Here is a 15452-nt window from a genome sequence, read left to right as displayed (position 1 = left end):
TACTAATTACAGTTTAAATTTCTAAATTCAGCAATTTTTCGCGATACCTTGTCTTAAAACAAAGTGCAAAAATTGCTTTTCATGTAAGCAACAACTTTTAGTAAACAACAATTACTTTTAATAAGTAACTTCTATAATCATTATACAATAGATTTTGCAAGAAATATACAGTAAATTTCCTTCTAATTGAGAAAACTCTTCCGTGCATTTCACTGCTATGTAACATAATCACACTTACTTCATCTGTTCTTTAACAATAATCTTCAACCCTCTTAACGCTTGCTTTTCATAGATTTTTCATATGATTTATAGTTATTTCCTCATAATCTTTTCTATGAAAAAGAGAACGTTTTCTTACCTTTTTTTGATAAATCAATTAAGAAATGTAAGACTATATAAGTGAGAATTAAAAGAACGTTTGTTCTTATTTTAACAAACATTCTCGTTCATGTCTATACGATTTCTAAAATATATTAAATATTTTTCTGACATTTCTTTCTTTTTCATCTTTTATCTCATACAATAAAAATACAGACAGGCAAAGGGGGAATTTGCAAATGATTGCTTTTTTTATTGATTTTGTCACTGTTGCTGCCCTCATCATCGGAATAACAGCATTGATTGGTGTCATTACAAATAGCATTGGTGAAAAACTCTTTGGCGGAAAAGAAAAGATGAAGTTTGTTAATAAAAGTTTGGATGTACAATCCGGCTGGAACGAGGTTGGCGGGAAAGGTATTTATAAGAAACGTACGTATTAAAAAAAAGCAGGCAATTACCTGCTTTTTTCTTATTTCTCTACTGACGCCCATTTAAAGCTTAAATCGCCGCCATATTTATGGTTGTACATATTTTTAATGGAATCTCTTTGTAAGTATGCTCTACCACGTTGATATACCGGTACAATCGCAGCGTCATCAAGTAACATTTTCTCTGCTTCTAGTAAGCTTTTCCAACGAGCATTTACATCGCTTCCATCTTTTTTCGCTTTCATGATGATCTCATCATATTTCGGATTAGAATATTTCATTTTATTTTGTGATCCATCAGTTACAAACATATCAAGATATGTAATTGGATCTGGGAAGTCTGCACTCCATCCAGAGAATGACATGACGAAATCGCCCGCATCTTCCAATTTTAGTTTTTGCGCGAATGGTTGTTGTTTAATTTTCACTGTTAAACCTGGTAAATTCTTTTCTAACTCACCTTTTAAATATTCCCCTGTTTTCTTCGATAATTCAACATCTTCGTTTAATAACTCTAATTCGATTTCATTTTTACCAAGCTCTTTTTTACCAGCTTCCCAATATTTCTTCGCTTCTTTCACGTTTGGTTTTACAATATCTCCATTTACAGCACGGAAGTCCTTTTTATCCGGTCCTTTAATGAAGTTATCAGGAATTAATCCTGTCGCCGGCTTAGAACCGTTATTTAATAATGTATCAACGAACGGTTTACGTTCAAAAGCAAGTGAAATTGCTTTACGAATATTTTTATTTGCTAACGCTGGATCTTTTTGATTTAAACGAAGGAAGAATACAGATGTATCTTCTACTGTTTGGAAATCTGGTTTTCCTTTATATTTATCGATGAACTCCGCTAATAACGTCGCTCGATCGACTGCGTTTGTTTCATATAAATTAATTGGTGTAGACGTATCTTTAACAATATTAAAGTTTACTTCCTCAATCTTCACTTCTTTATTATCCCAATATGACGCGCTCTTTGTCATTTTAAAGCTACGTTCATGTTGCCAATCACTTAATGTAAATGGTCCGTTATAAAGTGTTGTATTCGCTTCCAAACCAAACTTCGTACCTTGCTCTTTCACAAACTTTTCATTCACAGGATAGAAGATTGGATATACCATTAAATCTACAAGATATGGAATGGAATTATCTAATTCCACTTCTAATGTATAATCATCAATCGCCTTTACCCCTAATTGGTCCGGACTCATCTCTTTTTTATTAATTTTCTCTGCATTTTTTATATCATACATAATGTACGCTGATTTCGCAGCTGTATCTGGGTTAATCGCTCTTTGCCATGCGTATACGAAATCTTTCGCTGTCACAGGCTCACCATTTGACCATTTTGCGTCTTCACGTAATGTAAATGTATATTTTTTACCGTCTTCTGACTTTTTGAATTCCTTCGCTACACCAGGAACTAGCTTATCATCTTTTCCTAAACTGTATAAGCCTTCCATCGTATTAGTCATTACTCTTGAAGAAACTGCATCAGCTGATAACGCTGGATCCATCGTTGGAATCTCTTGTGTTTCAATTAAGTTAATAACTTGCTTCGCACCGCTTTTCCCGCTATCCCCTTTTGCGTTCGCTTGCGGTTCATCTTTTTGGTAGCTACATGCCCCTAACATCATGCTCATCGCTACTGTTGATACTACAAAAACTGGCATCTTTTTTTTCATATTTCCACCCTCCACAAAAATGTTAGCCCTTTCATTTTCAAACAAATAGAAATATATATATGTTCCAATAATTCATATTATACACACAAATATATTTTTTGTATATTTATATTTCTATTTTATTAAAATTTTCTGTTAAAAAATAAACCTTTGTAAACGTTTCATATTGCTGATTTTCCTTACTGAAATGTCAGAAATAATTATTTTTATATTTTTCTAAATTATTAGATAAAAATAAATTTTATATTCTATAATACTTTCTGCATAATTATCCTTCTGTTTTTATCATAAAATAGCGCTCCCTTCATAATAAAGATATGTAGGTTAAAATGAGTGCAAAGGTTAAGAAAGTATGTTACGATACACTTTGCTAAAAATAGATATCGGTAAAGAGGGGACGGACATGACAGCAATTCAGGCAAAAAACGGGCCCACTGAGAAATTAAGTTTATTCTTATTAACATGGCCTATTTTTCTAGAAGTTTTTCTATTTATGTTAATGGGGATCGCTGATACTTTCATGTTAAGTGCATTATCAGACGATGCTGTATCTGGGGTTGGTGCAGCGAATCAATATCTCCATATCGCTATTTTGGTACTAGAAGTCATCGGGAACGGCGCAGCTATCGTCGTATCTCAATACCTCGGTTCCAAACGTTTTATGGAAGCATCTAAAATATCAGCTTTAGCCGTCACATTAAATTTAGTGGTCGGACTCGTTATAAGTGCTGGTTTTCTTTTATTTTCAAAACATATGATGATGGCGATGAACTTACAAGGCGATGTACTTATGTATGCACAGAGCTATTTATCTATCGTCGGAGGAGCTATTTTCCTTCAAGCTATTATTAATTCATTAGCCGCAATTATCCGCGTACATGGCTTCACAAAGCAAGCGATGTTTATTTCACTTGGAATGAATATTATTCATATCGCTGGAAACTACGTACTCATTTTCGGGAAATTTGGTTTTCCAGAGCTTGGTGTACAAGGGGCTGCCATTTCTTCTGCTGCCAGCAGGCTAATCGCGCTTATCGTTTTCTTCTGGTTACTGTACCGCGTTATGGAGTACCGTGTGAAATTACAATACTACTTCACCTTATCAAAAGAATACATCGGAAAAATTTTAAAGATTGGGATTCCATCTGCATTTGAGCAGGTTATGTATCAAGCTTGCCAAATTGTCTTCTTATACTATGCAACATATTTAGGAACGGAATCGTTAGCGGCTAGACAATACGCTACGAACATTTCTATGTTCACTTATTTATTCGCTATTGCAATCGGTATGGGAACAGCTATTATTATTGGGCGCCTCGTTGGCGGTGGTGAAAAAGATGAAGCGTATGAACGTGTATGGAAAAGTGTAAAGTGGGCGATTGGTGTCACTTTATGTATGGTTGCTCTCGTTATTACATTCCGCACACAATTAATGGGACTATTTACAGATAATCCGCACATTATTTCGTTAGGTGCAAGCGTTCTTTTACTAAGTGTACTACTTGAAACAGGACGTACGATGAACATCGTCATCATCAATTCACTTCGCGCAGCTGGTGACGCAAAGTACCCAGTTTTAATCGGCGCATTTTCTATGGTGTTAATGAGTTTACCACTCGGCTACTTTTTTGCCTTCCATTTAGATATGGGGCTCGTTGGTATTTGGCTAGCAATTGCTATTGATGAATGGACACGTGCTATTATTATGTTCTTCCGCTGGAAAAGTAGAGCGTGGGAACGTTATGCACTTGTTAAACCTCAAGAACAAGAGGAGATTGTTTCTGTTCAGGCGCAATAATACTCGTTTAATTAAGGTGTAGTCATTCGTATAGGCAACTTATATCTGCGATTCTTTAAATATATCGACTTACCGAGAAATATTGACAACTCTTTTATATAGTAAAAAAATCCATTCTTCCGTGATAGAAGAATGGATTTTTTATTATTGATAAATCTCTTTATATTTCTTATACTCCGCTTCAGAACATAATACGAAATGTCCTGGGCGAATTTCACGCATTGTCGGTTCTTCACTACCATAATTGTGCTGAGATGGATCGTATACGATACGTTTACGATTGCGCTCATAATCTGGATCTGGAAGTGGAATTGCTGATAATAGTGATTTTGTATATGGATGAATTGGATTTGCATATAACTCATCACTTGTTGTTAATTCAACGATTTGACCACGATACATTACGCCAATGCGGTCACTAATGTATTTTACCATCGATAAATCATGGGCAATGAATAAGTATGTTAATCCTTTTTCTTTTTGTAACTTTTTCAGTAAGTTTACAACTTGTGCCTGAATTGATACGTCAAGTGCTGAGATTGGCTCATCGGCAATGATAAATTCAGGTTCTACAGCAAGTGCACGAGCGATACCAATACGTTGACGTTGTCCACCTGAGAATTCATGCGGGAAACGGTTTGCGTGCTCTTTATTTAAACCAACTGTGTTTAATAATTCATGAACACGGTCCATACGATCTTTTTTGTTTTTTGCTAATCCGTGAATATCAATACCTTCTGCAATAATATCCCCTACTGTCATACGCGGGTTTAATGATGCATATGGATCTTGGAAAATCATTTGCATTTTACGGTTGAATTTCTTCAGTTCTGCGCGTGATTTTTTACCATGTACATTTTCACCATCAAACAATACTTCACCAGCAGTTGCATCATATAAACGAATGATCGTTCTTCCAGTTGTTGATTTACCACAACCTGATTCTCCTACAAGACCAAATGTTTCTCCGCGGTAAATATCAAATGAAATATCATTAACCGCTTTGACAACACCACCACTCACGTCGAAGTGCTGCTTTACATTTTTTACTTCAATTAATTTCTCACGTTGTTTAGTCATGTTGTTCACCTGCTTTCATTTGAAGAATACGTTTTTCAACGACTGCCGGCGGTTTTACTTCTGGAGCTTGCTCATGAAGTAACCAAGTTGCCGCATAGTGTGTATCACTTACTTTAAATAAAGGTGGGTCCATTTCAAAATCAATTTTTAATGCCTGTGGGTTACGTGGTGCAAAAGCATCTCCCTTTGGCGGCTTCAATAAATCTGGAGGCGTTCCAGGGATTGCATATAACTCTTCTTCTGAACCATCTAAACTTGGCATAGATGCGATTAAGCCCCAAGTATATGGATGTTTTGGGTTGTAGAAAATTTCATCTACAGTTCCGATTTCAACAACTTTACCAGCGTACATAACTGCTACGCGGTCCGCAACATTTGCCACTACACCTAAGTCATGCGTAATGAAAATGATTGCTGCTTCTGTTTTTTGCTGAATGTCCTTCATAAGCTCTAAAATTTGCGCCTGAATTGTAACGTCTAGCGCTGTTGTCGGCTCATCCGCAATCAATAATTTCGGGTTACAAGCTAACGCCATCGCAATAACTACACGCTGCCTCATACCACCAGAGAATTGGTGCGGATATTGTTTTAAACGAGCTTCTGGATTTGGAATACCTACAAGGTCGATTAATTCCAACGCAACTTTACGTGCGTCTGCTTTACTCATCCCTTGGTGTTTAATAAGGCCTTCCATAATTTGATTTCCAATTGTCATCGTTGGGTTTAATGATGTCATTGGATCTTGGAAAATCATCGCGATATCTTTACCACGTACTTGCTGCATTTCTTTTTCTGTTAATTTCGTTAAGTCACGACCTTCAAATACGATTTCACCATTTTTAATGCGTCCAGGAGGATTCGGAATTAAACCCATTAACGCTTTAGAAGTAACTGATTTCCCAGAACCAGATTCTCCTACAATCGCTAATGTTTCCCCTTTTTTCAAATCAAAAGTAACGCCGCGTACAGCTTGTACTTCACCTGCATGTGTATCAAAGGAGACTTGTAAATCTTTTACCTCTAACAATGTTTTCATCTTTGCCTCTCCCCTCTTTTACTTACGCATTTTTGGATCTAACGCATCGCGTAATCCGTCTGCCATTAAGTTAAATGCTAAAATTAATATACTGATGACAACCGCAGGAATGAACATCATATGCGGATACGTTTGAATTGATTTATAACCGTCATTTACAAGAGAACCTAGTGATGCGAATGGTGGCTGAATACCTAAACCGATAAAGCTTAGGAACGCCTCACCAAACACCGCTGTTGGAATTGTAAACATTGTCATTACGATAATTGGTCCCATTACGTTCGGGATTAAGTGTTTTACAATTAATTGTGTATTTGTTGCACCTAATGTACGAGATGCTAATACGTATTCTTGATTTTTTAATTTCAGGATTTGTCCACGAACGATACGCGACATCCCTATCCAACCTGTAATTGCCATTGCGAGTGTAATTGACCATATACCAGATCCCATAATGATTACCATTAAAATAACGATGATTAAGTATGGAATACCGTTAATAATCTCCATAATACGTTGCATAATGTTATCTACTCTACCGCCATAGAATGCTGAAATACCTCCATATGCAACCCCAATTATTAAGTCAATTGCTGCTGCTAAAAGAGCGATATATAATGATACGCGTGTACCTTCCCATGTTCTTGTCCATAAATCGCGTCCAAGATCATCTGTACCAAACCAGAAATACTCTTTAATATCACGTTTTTCATATTGGTCAACACCATATTGATCTGTACCGTCAAATGGTAACCAATGAACATTTTCAATAACTGGAATTTTCGGTGGCAATTTTGCACGTCCTAAATCTTGCTCTTTATACGAGTGCTTACTTACCATCGGTCCGAAGATTGCTAGTAAGATAATAAGCGTTAATAAAACTAAACCGAACATTGCTCCTTTATGTTGGAACAAACGTCTTCTTACATCTTGCCAAAACGTTAAGCTTGGACGGGCAATGACTTCATTATCCACATTATTTTGATTAGCTTGTTGAAATAAGTCTGGAGATAATTTTTGTACATCTTTCATCATTTTTTCCCTCCCGCTAAACGAATACGAGGATCAATAATTCCGTATAAAATATCAACAATGAAAATAACTAAGATGAAGATCGCACTATAGAAAATTGTAGTTCCCATAATAACTGTATAGTCATTCACTGTAATAGATTTAACGAACTGTTCCCCTAGTCCTGGTACAGCATAAATTTGCTCAATAACTAATGTACCTGTAATTAACCCTGCAACCATTGGTCCTAAAATTGTTACAACTGGAATTAACGCGTTACGAAGGGCGTGTTTGATAATGATAACGCCTTGGCTAATTCCTTTCGCTTTCGCTGTTAAAATGTAGTCAGCTTGCATAACTTCAATTAACTCTGCACGAGCGAAACGTGCGATTGTTGCGATAACTGCCATCGATAAAGCGATTGTAGGCATTACTGTAAACTCTGGTCCTTTCCAGAATGCTACTGGGAACCATCCAAGTTTTACCCCTACGAAATATTGTAGTAATGCGGCAAATACGAACGATGGTACCGACATCCCGAGTACGGAAATAATTGTCGCTCCATAATCGACCCACGTATTGTTACGAAGTGCCGCAACGATTCCTAAAATTAAACCGATAAATGTTCCTAATATAATCGCTTGTAAACCAAGTTGTGCTGATGGTCCAATGCGATCCACAATCATGTCTGTTACTGGACGGTTATCATATTGGAATGATACCCCTAAATCACCTTTTGCTAAGTTACCTAAGTAACGTGCGTATTGAACTGGTACTGGATCATTTAAGCCATATTTTTCAAGAATGATTTCTTTTTGTGCCGGTGATAACTTCTCCTGGTTTTTAAGCGGAGAACCCGGAAGTAATTTCATTAAAAAGAAAGTCAGTGTAGTAATTAAAAATAATGTCAAAGCCATGTACACGAAACGTTTTAATACATAACGTCCCATAGTCAAGCACCTCCCCGTTTTTCTCAAAAGCAATAAGATAGTTTTAAATATTCTTACTTTTATTTTTTTAAAATAAGAGTATATGCCCATCATAGGCATATACCCTTATTCATGATGGAAACCATTTTTAGTTTTTGAGTTCAACCCACTTATAGCTAAATTCCCCGCCATATTTATGTTCTAATAGGCCAGTAATAGATTGGCGTTGTAAATATGCTTTTCCAGGTTGATATACTGGAGCAATTGCTGCATCTTCAAGCAGTTGTTTTTCTGCTTGTAATAATGCATCCCAACGAGCTTGTACATCAACTTCTGTTTTTGCTTTTTTAATTAAATCATCATACGCTGGGTTTGCGTAATGTACTTTGTTTTGCGCATTACCTGTCGTATACATTTCAAGGAATGACATTGGATCCATATAATCTGGATTCCATCCCGCATATGACATTGCATAATCTCCACTTGCTTCAAGTTTTAATTTTTGTGCAAATGGTTGCATTTTTGTTGGAACTGTTAAACCTGGTAAGTTCTTTTCAAATTGGCCTTTTAAATACTCTCCGATTTTTTTAGCATCATCAGTATCAAAGTTTAATAGCTCTAACTCTACTTTGTCTACACCAAGTTCTTTTTTACCAGCTTCCCAGTATTTTTGTGCTTCTTTCATATCCTCTTTTATAAGCTTTCCGTTTTCTTCACGGAAGTCTTTTCCATTCGGACCTTTTGCTAAGCCTTTCGGAACAAAACCATATATACCCTCTGAACCATCGTTTAAGATTACTTTTCCGATGTTTTCACGTTCAAAGGACATTGCAATTGCTTTTCGGATATTTTTATTTGCTAAAAATTTATTCTTTTCATTTAAGCGAATAAATTGTGTAGATGGTCTCTTAATCGTTTTAAAGTCAGCATCTGATTTGTATTTATCTACAAACTCTGATGTTAAGACTACACGATCAATTGCTTTCGTTTCATATAAATTTATAGCAGTTGAACGATCCTTAACAATATTGAAGTTTATTTCCTCAAGTTTTACTTCTTTATTTTCCCAATACGTTGGATTCTTCTTAAGCTTGAAACTTTGTTCATGCTTCCATTCATTTAATACGAATGGACCATTATAAAGTGTCGTATTGGATTCTAATCCAAATTTTGCTCCTTGTTCTGTTACAAACTTCTCATTCAAAGGATACAATGTTGGATAGACTGTTAAACTTACAAAATAAGGAACAGGGTTATCTAATTCCACTTCAAGTGTATGATCATCAATTGCCTTTACACCAAGTTCTTCAACTGGTAACTCTTTTTTGTTAACTTTCTCCGCATTTTTAACATCAAATAGTATGTAAGCAAACTTGGCACCCGTGTTTGAATCTACAGCTCTTCGCCAAGAATAAACGAAGTCCTTCGCTGTTACAGGTTCACCATTAGACCATTTCGCATCTTCACGTAACTTAAACACATACTTTTTGCCATCCTCTGATTTCTCATAAGATTTAGCGACACCCGGAACAAGTTTATCATCTTTCCCCAGACGATATAACCCTTCCATTGTGTTATTCATGATGTTAGAAGATGTTGCATCTGTTGATAACGTCGTATCCATAGTTGGGATTTCAGCTGTCTCAGTTAGATTTAACACTTGCTTGTTTGAGGATTTTTCTTTCGCGCCTGCTTTATTATCCTCTTTTTGGTAACTACAAGCTCCTAACATACTGACAGTCAACGTCGATGCAAGTAATAACGGTATCTTTTTCTTCATGTTGTGTTGCCTCCCCTAATTGCACTTCCTGTACCCTCACTTGTAAAAAAGTAGAATTGAAAGAATAATCTCCAAGTTTCTACAATTTTCATTATACATATAATATAACAATTGTGAATATAGTTTTTTGTTTTTTTGTTAAAATTTTTAATAAAATGTTTATATTTTTTTTTTTTGTAAAGGGATACGTTAACATTGCTACCATCATCTTGCAATCAGACCTTTAATTGCGTATAATTTTCAAAAAATTAGTTCTAGTACATATTATAGCTTTTATAGTATAATAATTCTAGTAATATTTTGACGGAGGGGAACATTTTGAATAAAGTTTTTTTTCATACTTGTATACTAATTTTCATAGCGATAATCGCTTCTAGTATTGGTGCATTCCTCGTTTCATCGCATTTTTTGTTGAATTTTGTCAACATCTCGTTTTATATCGCACTATTTTTTATTCTTATAGGCGGTTTTTTATTCATATTTCAAAATGGATTTTTTAATGTAACAATTTACGCCTTCCAAAGAGTATTTGGTACGAACAAAAAAATTGACTCTTTAATTGAAGAAGTAGAGGAACCTGTCGATAAGAAAGAACGTATTTATAAAACATATTCATTCAAATGGACGTATCCAATTTGCATTACCGGTATCATTCTTGGGTTGTTCTCGACCTTCATTAGCTTTACTATTTTGATGTAGTTTGCAAACACTATCCCATATGATATAATAATCAGCAAAACATTTTGTTATAAAACTTTAGTTCTTTCATATTTAAAGAGCTCAGGTAACAATAAATAAATTTATATGTATGCGATGATAAAGAAGAGTACATATTGAGGCAATTTCAGAGAGCTTGTGGCTGGTGTGAACAAGTAATTGTACAGTATGGAATGGGCTTTTGAGCTCCAAACCGAACCGAAAGTAGTAGGCTTTGGCGTTATATCCAAACGTTATTATGGATTAGAGAGATTTCACAGTAGTGAAATAATTAGGGTGGTACCGCGGTCCATTCGTCCCTATAGTTTTTTGGGATGAATGGGCTTTTTTTGTTTGCCTTCTCTTCCCCATTACGCATTCAAATTTAGGAGGAATTAATTATGTCAGTTATCTTTTCTGGTATTCAGCCAAGTGGAACGATTACACTTGGAAACTATTTAGGAGCTATGAAGCAATTTACAGAGCTTCAAAATGAACACGACTGTTATTTCTGTATTGTAAACCAACATGCGATTACAGTACCTCAAGATCCTGTCGGGCTTCGTAAAAACATCCGCAGTCTTGCTGCACTTTATGTAGCATGCGGTATCGACCCTGAAAAAGCTACGTTATTTGTACAATCAGAAGTACCGGCACACGCTCAACTAGGATGGATTATGCAATCAGTTGCTTACGTTGGAGAATTAGAGCGTATGACGCAATATAAAGATAAAGCGTCAGGTAGAGATTCAGTACCAGCTGGATTACTAACGTATCCACCATTAATGGCTGCTGATATTTTACTTTACAACACTGAGATCGTGCCTGTTGGTGATGATCAAAAGCAACATATGGAATTAACACGTGACCTAGCAGAGCGTTTCAACAAACGCTTCCGTGAAGTATTCACAATTCCTGAAATCCGCATTCCAAAAGTAGGAGCTCGCGTTATGTCACTAACAGAGCCTACGAAAAAAATGAGTAAATCTGATCCGAATCCAAAATCAATGATTAGCATGCTTGATGAACCAAAAACAATTGAAAAGAAAATTAAGAGTGCTGTAACTGACTCTGAAGGTATCGTGAAATTCGATAAAGAAAACAAACCTGGTATCTCTAACTTATTAACAATCTACTCTTCATTCTCTGGAAAAACAGTTGAAGAAATCGAAGCAATGTACGAAGGAAAAGGATATAGCGACTTCAAAGGCGACCTAGCACAAGTAGTCGTAGAAGCGATTCGCCCAATCCAAGACAAATATAACGAACTAATTAACTCACCAGAACTAGACGAAATTCTAGACAAAGGTGCCGAAAAAGCAAACCGCGTCGCATTCAAACAACTACGCAAAGTAGAAAACGCAATGGGACTAAGCAGAAAACGTAGGTAACATATAAAGCGGAGGGCTAGGAGCCAGAGCTGGATTTCTATATAAAGCGGAAGCGGCTCGCTTAGAATGTGAGGGGGATGGAGCTCCTGACGGAGAGGCGTTTTTTGCCTCGCAGGAAGGTGCGAAGCCACCGAACATTCTTGCCGCTGGAGCTGGATTTCATATAAAAGCGGAGGCAGCTCGTTCAGTTCTTAGACACGAAGAGCTTGCTGCTGAAGATAAGTTACACCAAATTAAAAAAACCGCCGATTGGCGGTTTTTTTAATTTACCTTTTGCTCGTTTTCCATTTCCCATAACTTTTCAAAAAATGGTTGTCCTTTTACGAGACGCTCGCATAATTGTTCGTGCTTCTCAGACCAACCTGTTTTCGCTTCCTCATACAGCTTAGCCCAAATATCTTCAAATTCCATATGTTGAACCATTCCGTATGCTGATGGATCCCACTCTGTGAACCAATAGCGAATTTCTGCTGTGTTTTTCGTTGTATGTAATTGATCTAACGCCATAAATAATAATTGTTTAAGCTGTCTTTCTTTACGAGTCAGGCCATTCATAATGAATGGTGATGGTGATAAAATATGATGTTCTTTTTCTATTTCTTCTACTTGGAACTCATACTTTTCTGCTTGTACGTTTTCTACCATCTCATATACCATCTGCTCTTGGCGCGGTATAAGTCTACTTTTTCGAATCGGTACATTGTAACCAATTGTGTCAATCGCAATAATTCCTTTTCCATCTGTAACTACAAAGCAATACTCTTGCTGCAAACGTTCATGATTTTTACGAATATAAGCCTTATGATGTACGTCTTCCAACATTTTTTGCGGAAGCTCTAACAATTCGTTCTCGATGTAATGATATAATGTGGCATCTACTTTTAATAATGGCACTTGATCTAATAGCTCAATCGTATCATCTTTCCGCCATTCGTAAAAATGACAAACGTTATACCCATTTTCTTCACCTTCAAACCAATTTACCCATACATCATGTAGATATAACATTCACTACCCCTCACTTCACTACTGTTTGTATCCATCATTATGTTCAATTTTTCTTAACTTTATTCCACCTAAGGAAATATATTCTAATTATTATTTTTTCTTCTATTAATACTAAAAAAACAGGAAAGAGAGCTCCTGTTTTTTTATATATGAAATGTATTTGCTTTATTCAATATTTCTTTCGCATCTATAGGCAATAAAGAAAGTGTATCTTCTCCTTCCAAAGTTACACAATCTTTGACAATATGAAATCCAAGCGCATAGCCAAGCATCTTTGGATAAGAATGAAATCCATTTAATAAGATGTCGTGCTCCCTTGTTCCTCGCTTTATACTTATTCTTTCATGTACAACATTTTTCCAATAATATATAGCCTCTTCTTTTGAAAGATACGTCGTCCACGGTGCATTGTTTTTTTCTGAATATCTTTCCGTTACCGCTTGCTCAGCCAAACCTTCCATAATCATCGTATCAAGTAATGTATATTCCGTTTCTTTCGTCTCAATTTGATGTAACCTGCATATGTGATGATATTCATGCGCTAGTAACACTTTTAATTCTTCCACCGAATTCCGTCCACATACAAATAAGAAAATAACGTGACGCATAGATAATCCAGCCCTGCCGTTATACTCTTCTTGTACCGTTCGATTATAGGAATCTGATAATAAAATAAAGACAGGGACATCTGGACCTTTTAGCCAATCTTTCAGCTTCTCATACTCCGCACGTAACTCTTTCCAAACTTCCTTTTTCTCTAACTCTTTAATTTCTCGTTCTCCTCGCATAACGGGGCGATACATACCTTTAGAAATTAAAAAGCGATACAATCTTTCTTTTGGCAGCGGGATATACTTCGTAAATTTCTCACACAGCTTTTCTGGCCGTCCGTAATATAGATGTAACCACTCAGCAGTTTCAACAACCCCCATCTTTATCCCTCCTTTTTCTTATGTATATGCAAAAGGAGAAAAAGGCGTAAAAATAAATAAGGAGTTTTTTCGCAATATGTTACGAAAAAACTCCTTATTTCATCTATTATTTATACGCTTTAAATACTAATACTGCGTTATGACCACCGAATCCTAATGAATTACTTAACACTGCGTTTACTTCTTGATGTCTCGCTTGATTCGGTACGTAATCTAAGTCACATTCTGGATCTGGTGTCTCATAGTTAATTGTTGGAGGAATTACTCCATCTGTAATTGATTTAATAGAGAAAATCGCTTCAACAGCACCAGCTGCCCCTAATAAGTGACCTGTCATTGATTTCGTTGAGCTGATCGCTACTTTATACGCATGCTCACCGAACGTTTCTTTAATTGCCATCGTTTCATACTTTTCATTCGCATCCGTACTTGTACCATGCGCATTAATGTAATCAATATCTTCTGGCTGTAGACCTGCATCTGCTAAAGCTTGACGCATTGCGCGCACGCCGCCTTCACCGCCAGGAGCCGGCATTGTAATATGGAATGCATCACCAGTTGCACCGTAACCAGCGATTTCTGCATAAATGTGAGCACCACGAGCTAATGCGTGCTCTAATTCTTCAAGAATTAAAATACCCGAACCTTCACCCATTACGAAACCGCTACGGTTTTTATCGAATGGACGGCAAGCTGTTGCTGGATCTTCATTGAATGTTAATGCTTTCGCTGAGCTAAATCCTGCGAATGCCATACTTGTTAACGGCGCCTCTGCTCCGCCTGTAATCATTGCATCAGCATCACCTCGCTGAATCGCTTTAAACGCATCACCAATTGAGTTTGCACCAGATGCACAAGCCGTTACAGAACAAGTGTTAATTCCTTTTGCTCCTGTTGCGATTGATACTTGGCCTGCTGCCATATCTGGAATCATCATCGGTACGAAGAATGGGCTCACGCGGCGCGGACCTTTCTCAGTAAAAATCTTAAATTGTTCTTCGTATGTTTCCATACCGCCAATACCAGAACCAATCCATACACCAATTCGAGGTCCGTTTTCTTCTGTAATCTCAAGCTTTGCATCTGCAACTGCCATTTTCGCTGCTGCTACTGCATATTGTGTAAAGCGATCCATACGGCGCGCTTCTTTTTTATCAATATATTTCTCGACTTCAAAGTCGTTAATTTCTGCTGCTACTTTTGCTGGAAATAGTTCCGGATCAATTCTTGTAAGTCGTCCGATTCCAGATACACCTTTTTTAATGTTTTCCCACGCTGTTTCAACATCTGTACCGACCGGTGTAACAGCTCCTAGTCCTGTAATTACGACCCTCTTTTTTTCCATACAAAATAC

General features: G+C 36.6%; 13 protein-coding genes and 1 other annotated feature. Of the genes, 4 read left to right on the top strand and 9 right to left on the bottom strand.

The window, feature by feature from the left end:
* Positions 1–557 precede the first annotated feature (557 nt).
* Entirely contained in the window at positions 558–761 is a 204-nt protein-coding gene (locus ACTFRN_RS07870) for a hypothetical protein (protein ID WP_000559976.1), read from the top strand.
* 29 nt (positions 762–790) lie between these two features.
* Here the strand turns inward: ACTFRN_RS07870 and ACTFRN_RS07865 are convergent, their stop codons facing one another.
* The gene (locus ACTFRN_RS07865; RefSeq protein WP_000728614.1) at positions 791–2437 is read right to left on the bottom strand and encodes a peptide ABC transporter substrate-binding protein; all 1647 of its coding nucleotides are present in this window, start codon (positions 2435–2437) and stop codon (positions 791–793) included.
* Positions 2438–2789: 352 nt separating this feature from the next.
* On the opposite strand from ACTFRN_RS07865, the gene ACTFRN_RS07860 reads away from it, so the two are divergent.
* Positions 2790–4235, top strand: coding sequence for an MATE family efflux transporter (locus tag ACTFRN_RS07860; RefSeq protein WP_041184457.1), 1446 nt, complete (start codon positions 2790–2792; stop codon positions 4233–4235).
* Between the two features lie 144 nt (positions 4236–4379).
* On the opposite strand, the gene ACTFRN_RS07855 is transcribed toward ACTFRN_RS07860, so the two are convergent.
* From ACTFRN_RS07855 to ACTFRN_RS07835, 5 genes are all read right to left on the bottom strand, one after another.
* The gene (locus ACTFRN_RS07855) at positions 4380–5315 is read right to left on the bottom strand and encodes an ABC transporter ATP-binding protein (protein WP_000166342.1); all 936 of its coding nucleotides are present in this window, start codon (positions 5313–5315) and stop codon (positions 4380–4382) included.
* Positions 5308–6351 (bottom strand): ABC transporter ATP-binding protein, encoded by a 1044-nt coding sequence (locus ACTFRN_RS07850; protein ID WP_000854346.1) that lies wholly within the window; start codon positions 6349–6351, stop codon positions 5308–5310. Before ACTFRN_RS07850 ends, ACTFRN_RS07855 begins: the two co-directional genes overlap by 8 nt.
* Before the next feature lie 18 nt (positions 6352–6369).
* Positions 6370–7386, bottom strand: coding sequence for an oligopeptide ABC transporter permease (gene opp3C / locus ACTFRN_RS07845; protein ID WP_000974100.1), 1017 nt, complete (start codon positions 7384–7386; stop codon positions 6370–6372).
* Positions 7383–8312: an oligopeptide ABC transporter permease gene (opp3b, locus tag ACTFRN_RS07840; protein ID WP_000534165.1), complete on the bottom strand. Its 930-nt coding sequence runs from the start codon at positions 8310–8312 to the stop codon at positions 7383–7385. The genes opp3C and opp3b overlap by 4 nt, the downstream gene beginning before the upstream one ends.
* A 127-nt stretch (positions 8313–8439) precedes the next feature.
* On the bottom strand, positions 8440–10071 hold the full coding sequence (locus tag ACTFRN_RS07835) for a peptide ABC transporter substrate-binding protein (protein ID WP_046646762.1): 1632 nt from the start codon (positions 10069–10071) through the stop codon (positions 8440–8442).
* Positions 10072–10389: 318 nt separating this feature from the next.
* Between ACTFRN_RS07835 and ACTFRN_RS07830 the strand changes: the two genes are divergently transcribed.
* Together ACTFRN_RS07830 and trpS are read left to right on the top strand one after the other, a co-directional pair.
* Entirely contained in the window at positions 10390–10770 is a 381-nt protein-coding gene (locus ACTFRN_RS07830; protein ID WP_001044987.1) for a DUF3899 domain-containing protein, read from the top strand.
* Between the two features lie 105 nt (positions 10771–10875).
* Positions 10876–11092, top strand: a binding site (T-box leader).
* Between the two features lie 76 nt (positions 11093–11168).
* On the top strand, positions 11169–12158 hold the full coding sequence (gene trpS / locus ACTFRN_RS07825) for a tryptophan--tRNA ligase (protein ID WP_074567617.1): 990 nt from the start codon (positions 11169–11171) through the stop codon (positions 12156–12158).
* 261 nt (positions 12159–12419) lie between these two features.
* On the opposite strand, the gene ACTFRN_RS07820 is transcribed toward trpS, so the two are convergent.
* The 3 genes from ACTFRN_RS07820 to fabF form a co-directional block, all read right to left on the bottom strand.
* A complete protein-coding gene (locus tag ACTFRN_RS07820; RefSeq protein ID WP_000966125.1) occupies positions 12420–13166 on the bottom strand; it encodes a YjbA family protein in 747 nt (248 codons plus the stop codon).
* 143 nt (positions 13167–13309) lie between these two features.
* Positions 13310–14098 carry a DUF2268 domain-containing protein gene (locus tag ACTFRN_RS07815; RefSeq protein WP_000539320.1) on the bottom strand — a complete coding sequence of 263 codons (789 nt, stop codon included), beginning with the start codon at positions 14096–14098 and terminating at the stop codon, positions 13310–13312.
* A gap of 106 nt (positions 14099–14204) precedes the next feature.
* Positions 14205–15443, bottom strand: a complete 1239-nt coding sequence (fabF, locus tag ACTFRN_RS07810) for a beta-ketoacyl-ACP synthase II (RefSeq protein WP_000412655.1) — start codon at positions 15441–15443, stop codon at positions 14205–14207.
* Positions 15444–15452: the final 9 nt, after the last annotated feature.

The sequence above is a fragment of the Bacillus cereus group sp. MYBK245-2 genome, assembly GCF_051916145.1.
Lineage (GTDB): Bacteria > Bacillota > Bacilli > Bacillales > Bacillaceae_G > Bacillus_A > Bacillus_A pacificus.
The sequence above is the reverse complement of the archived record's forward strand: the minus strand, read 5'-3'. Positions and strand labels throughout refer to the sequence as shown.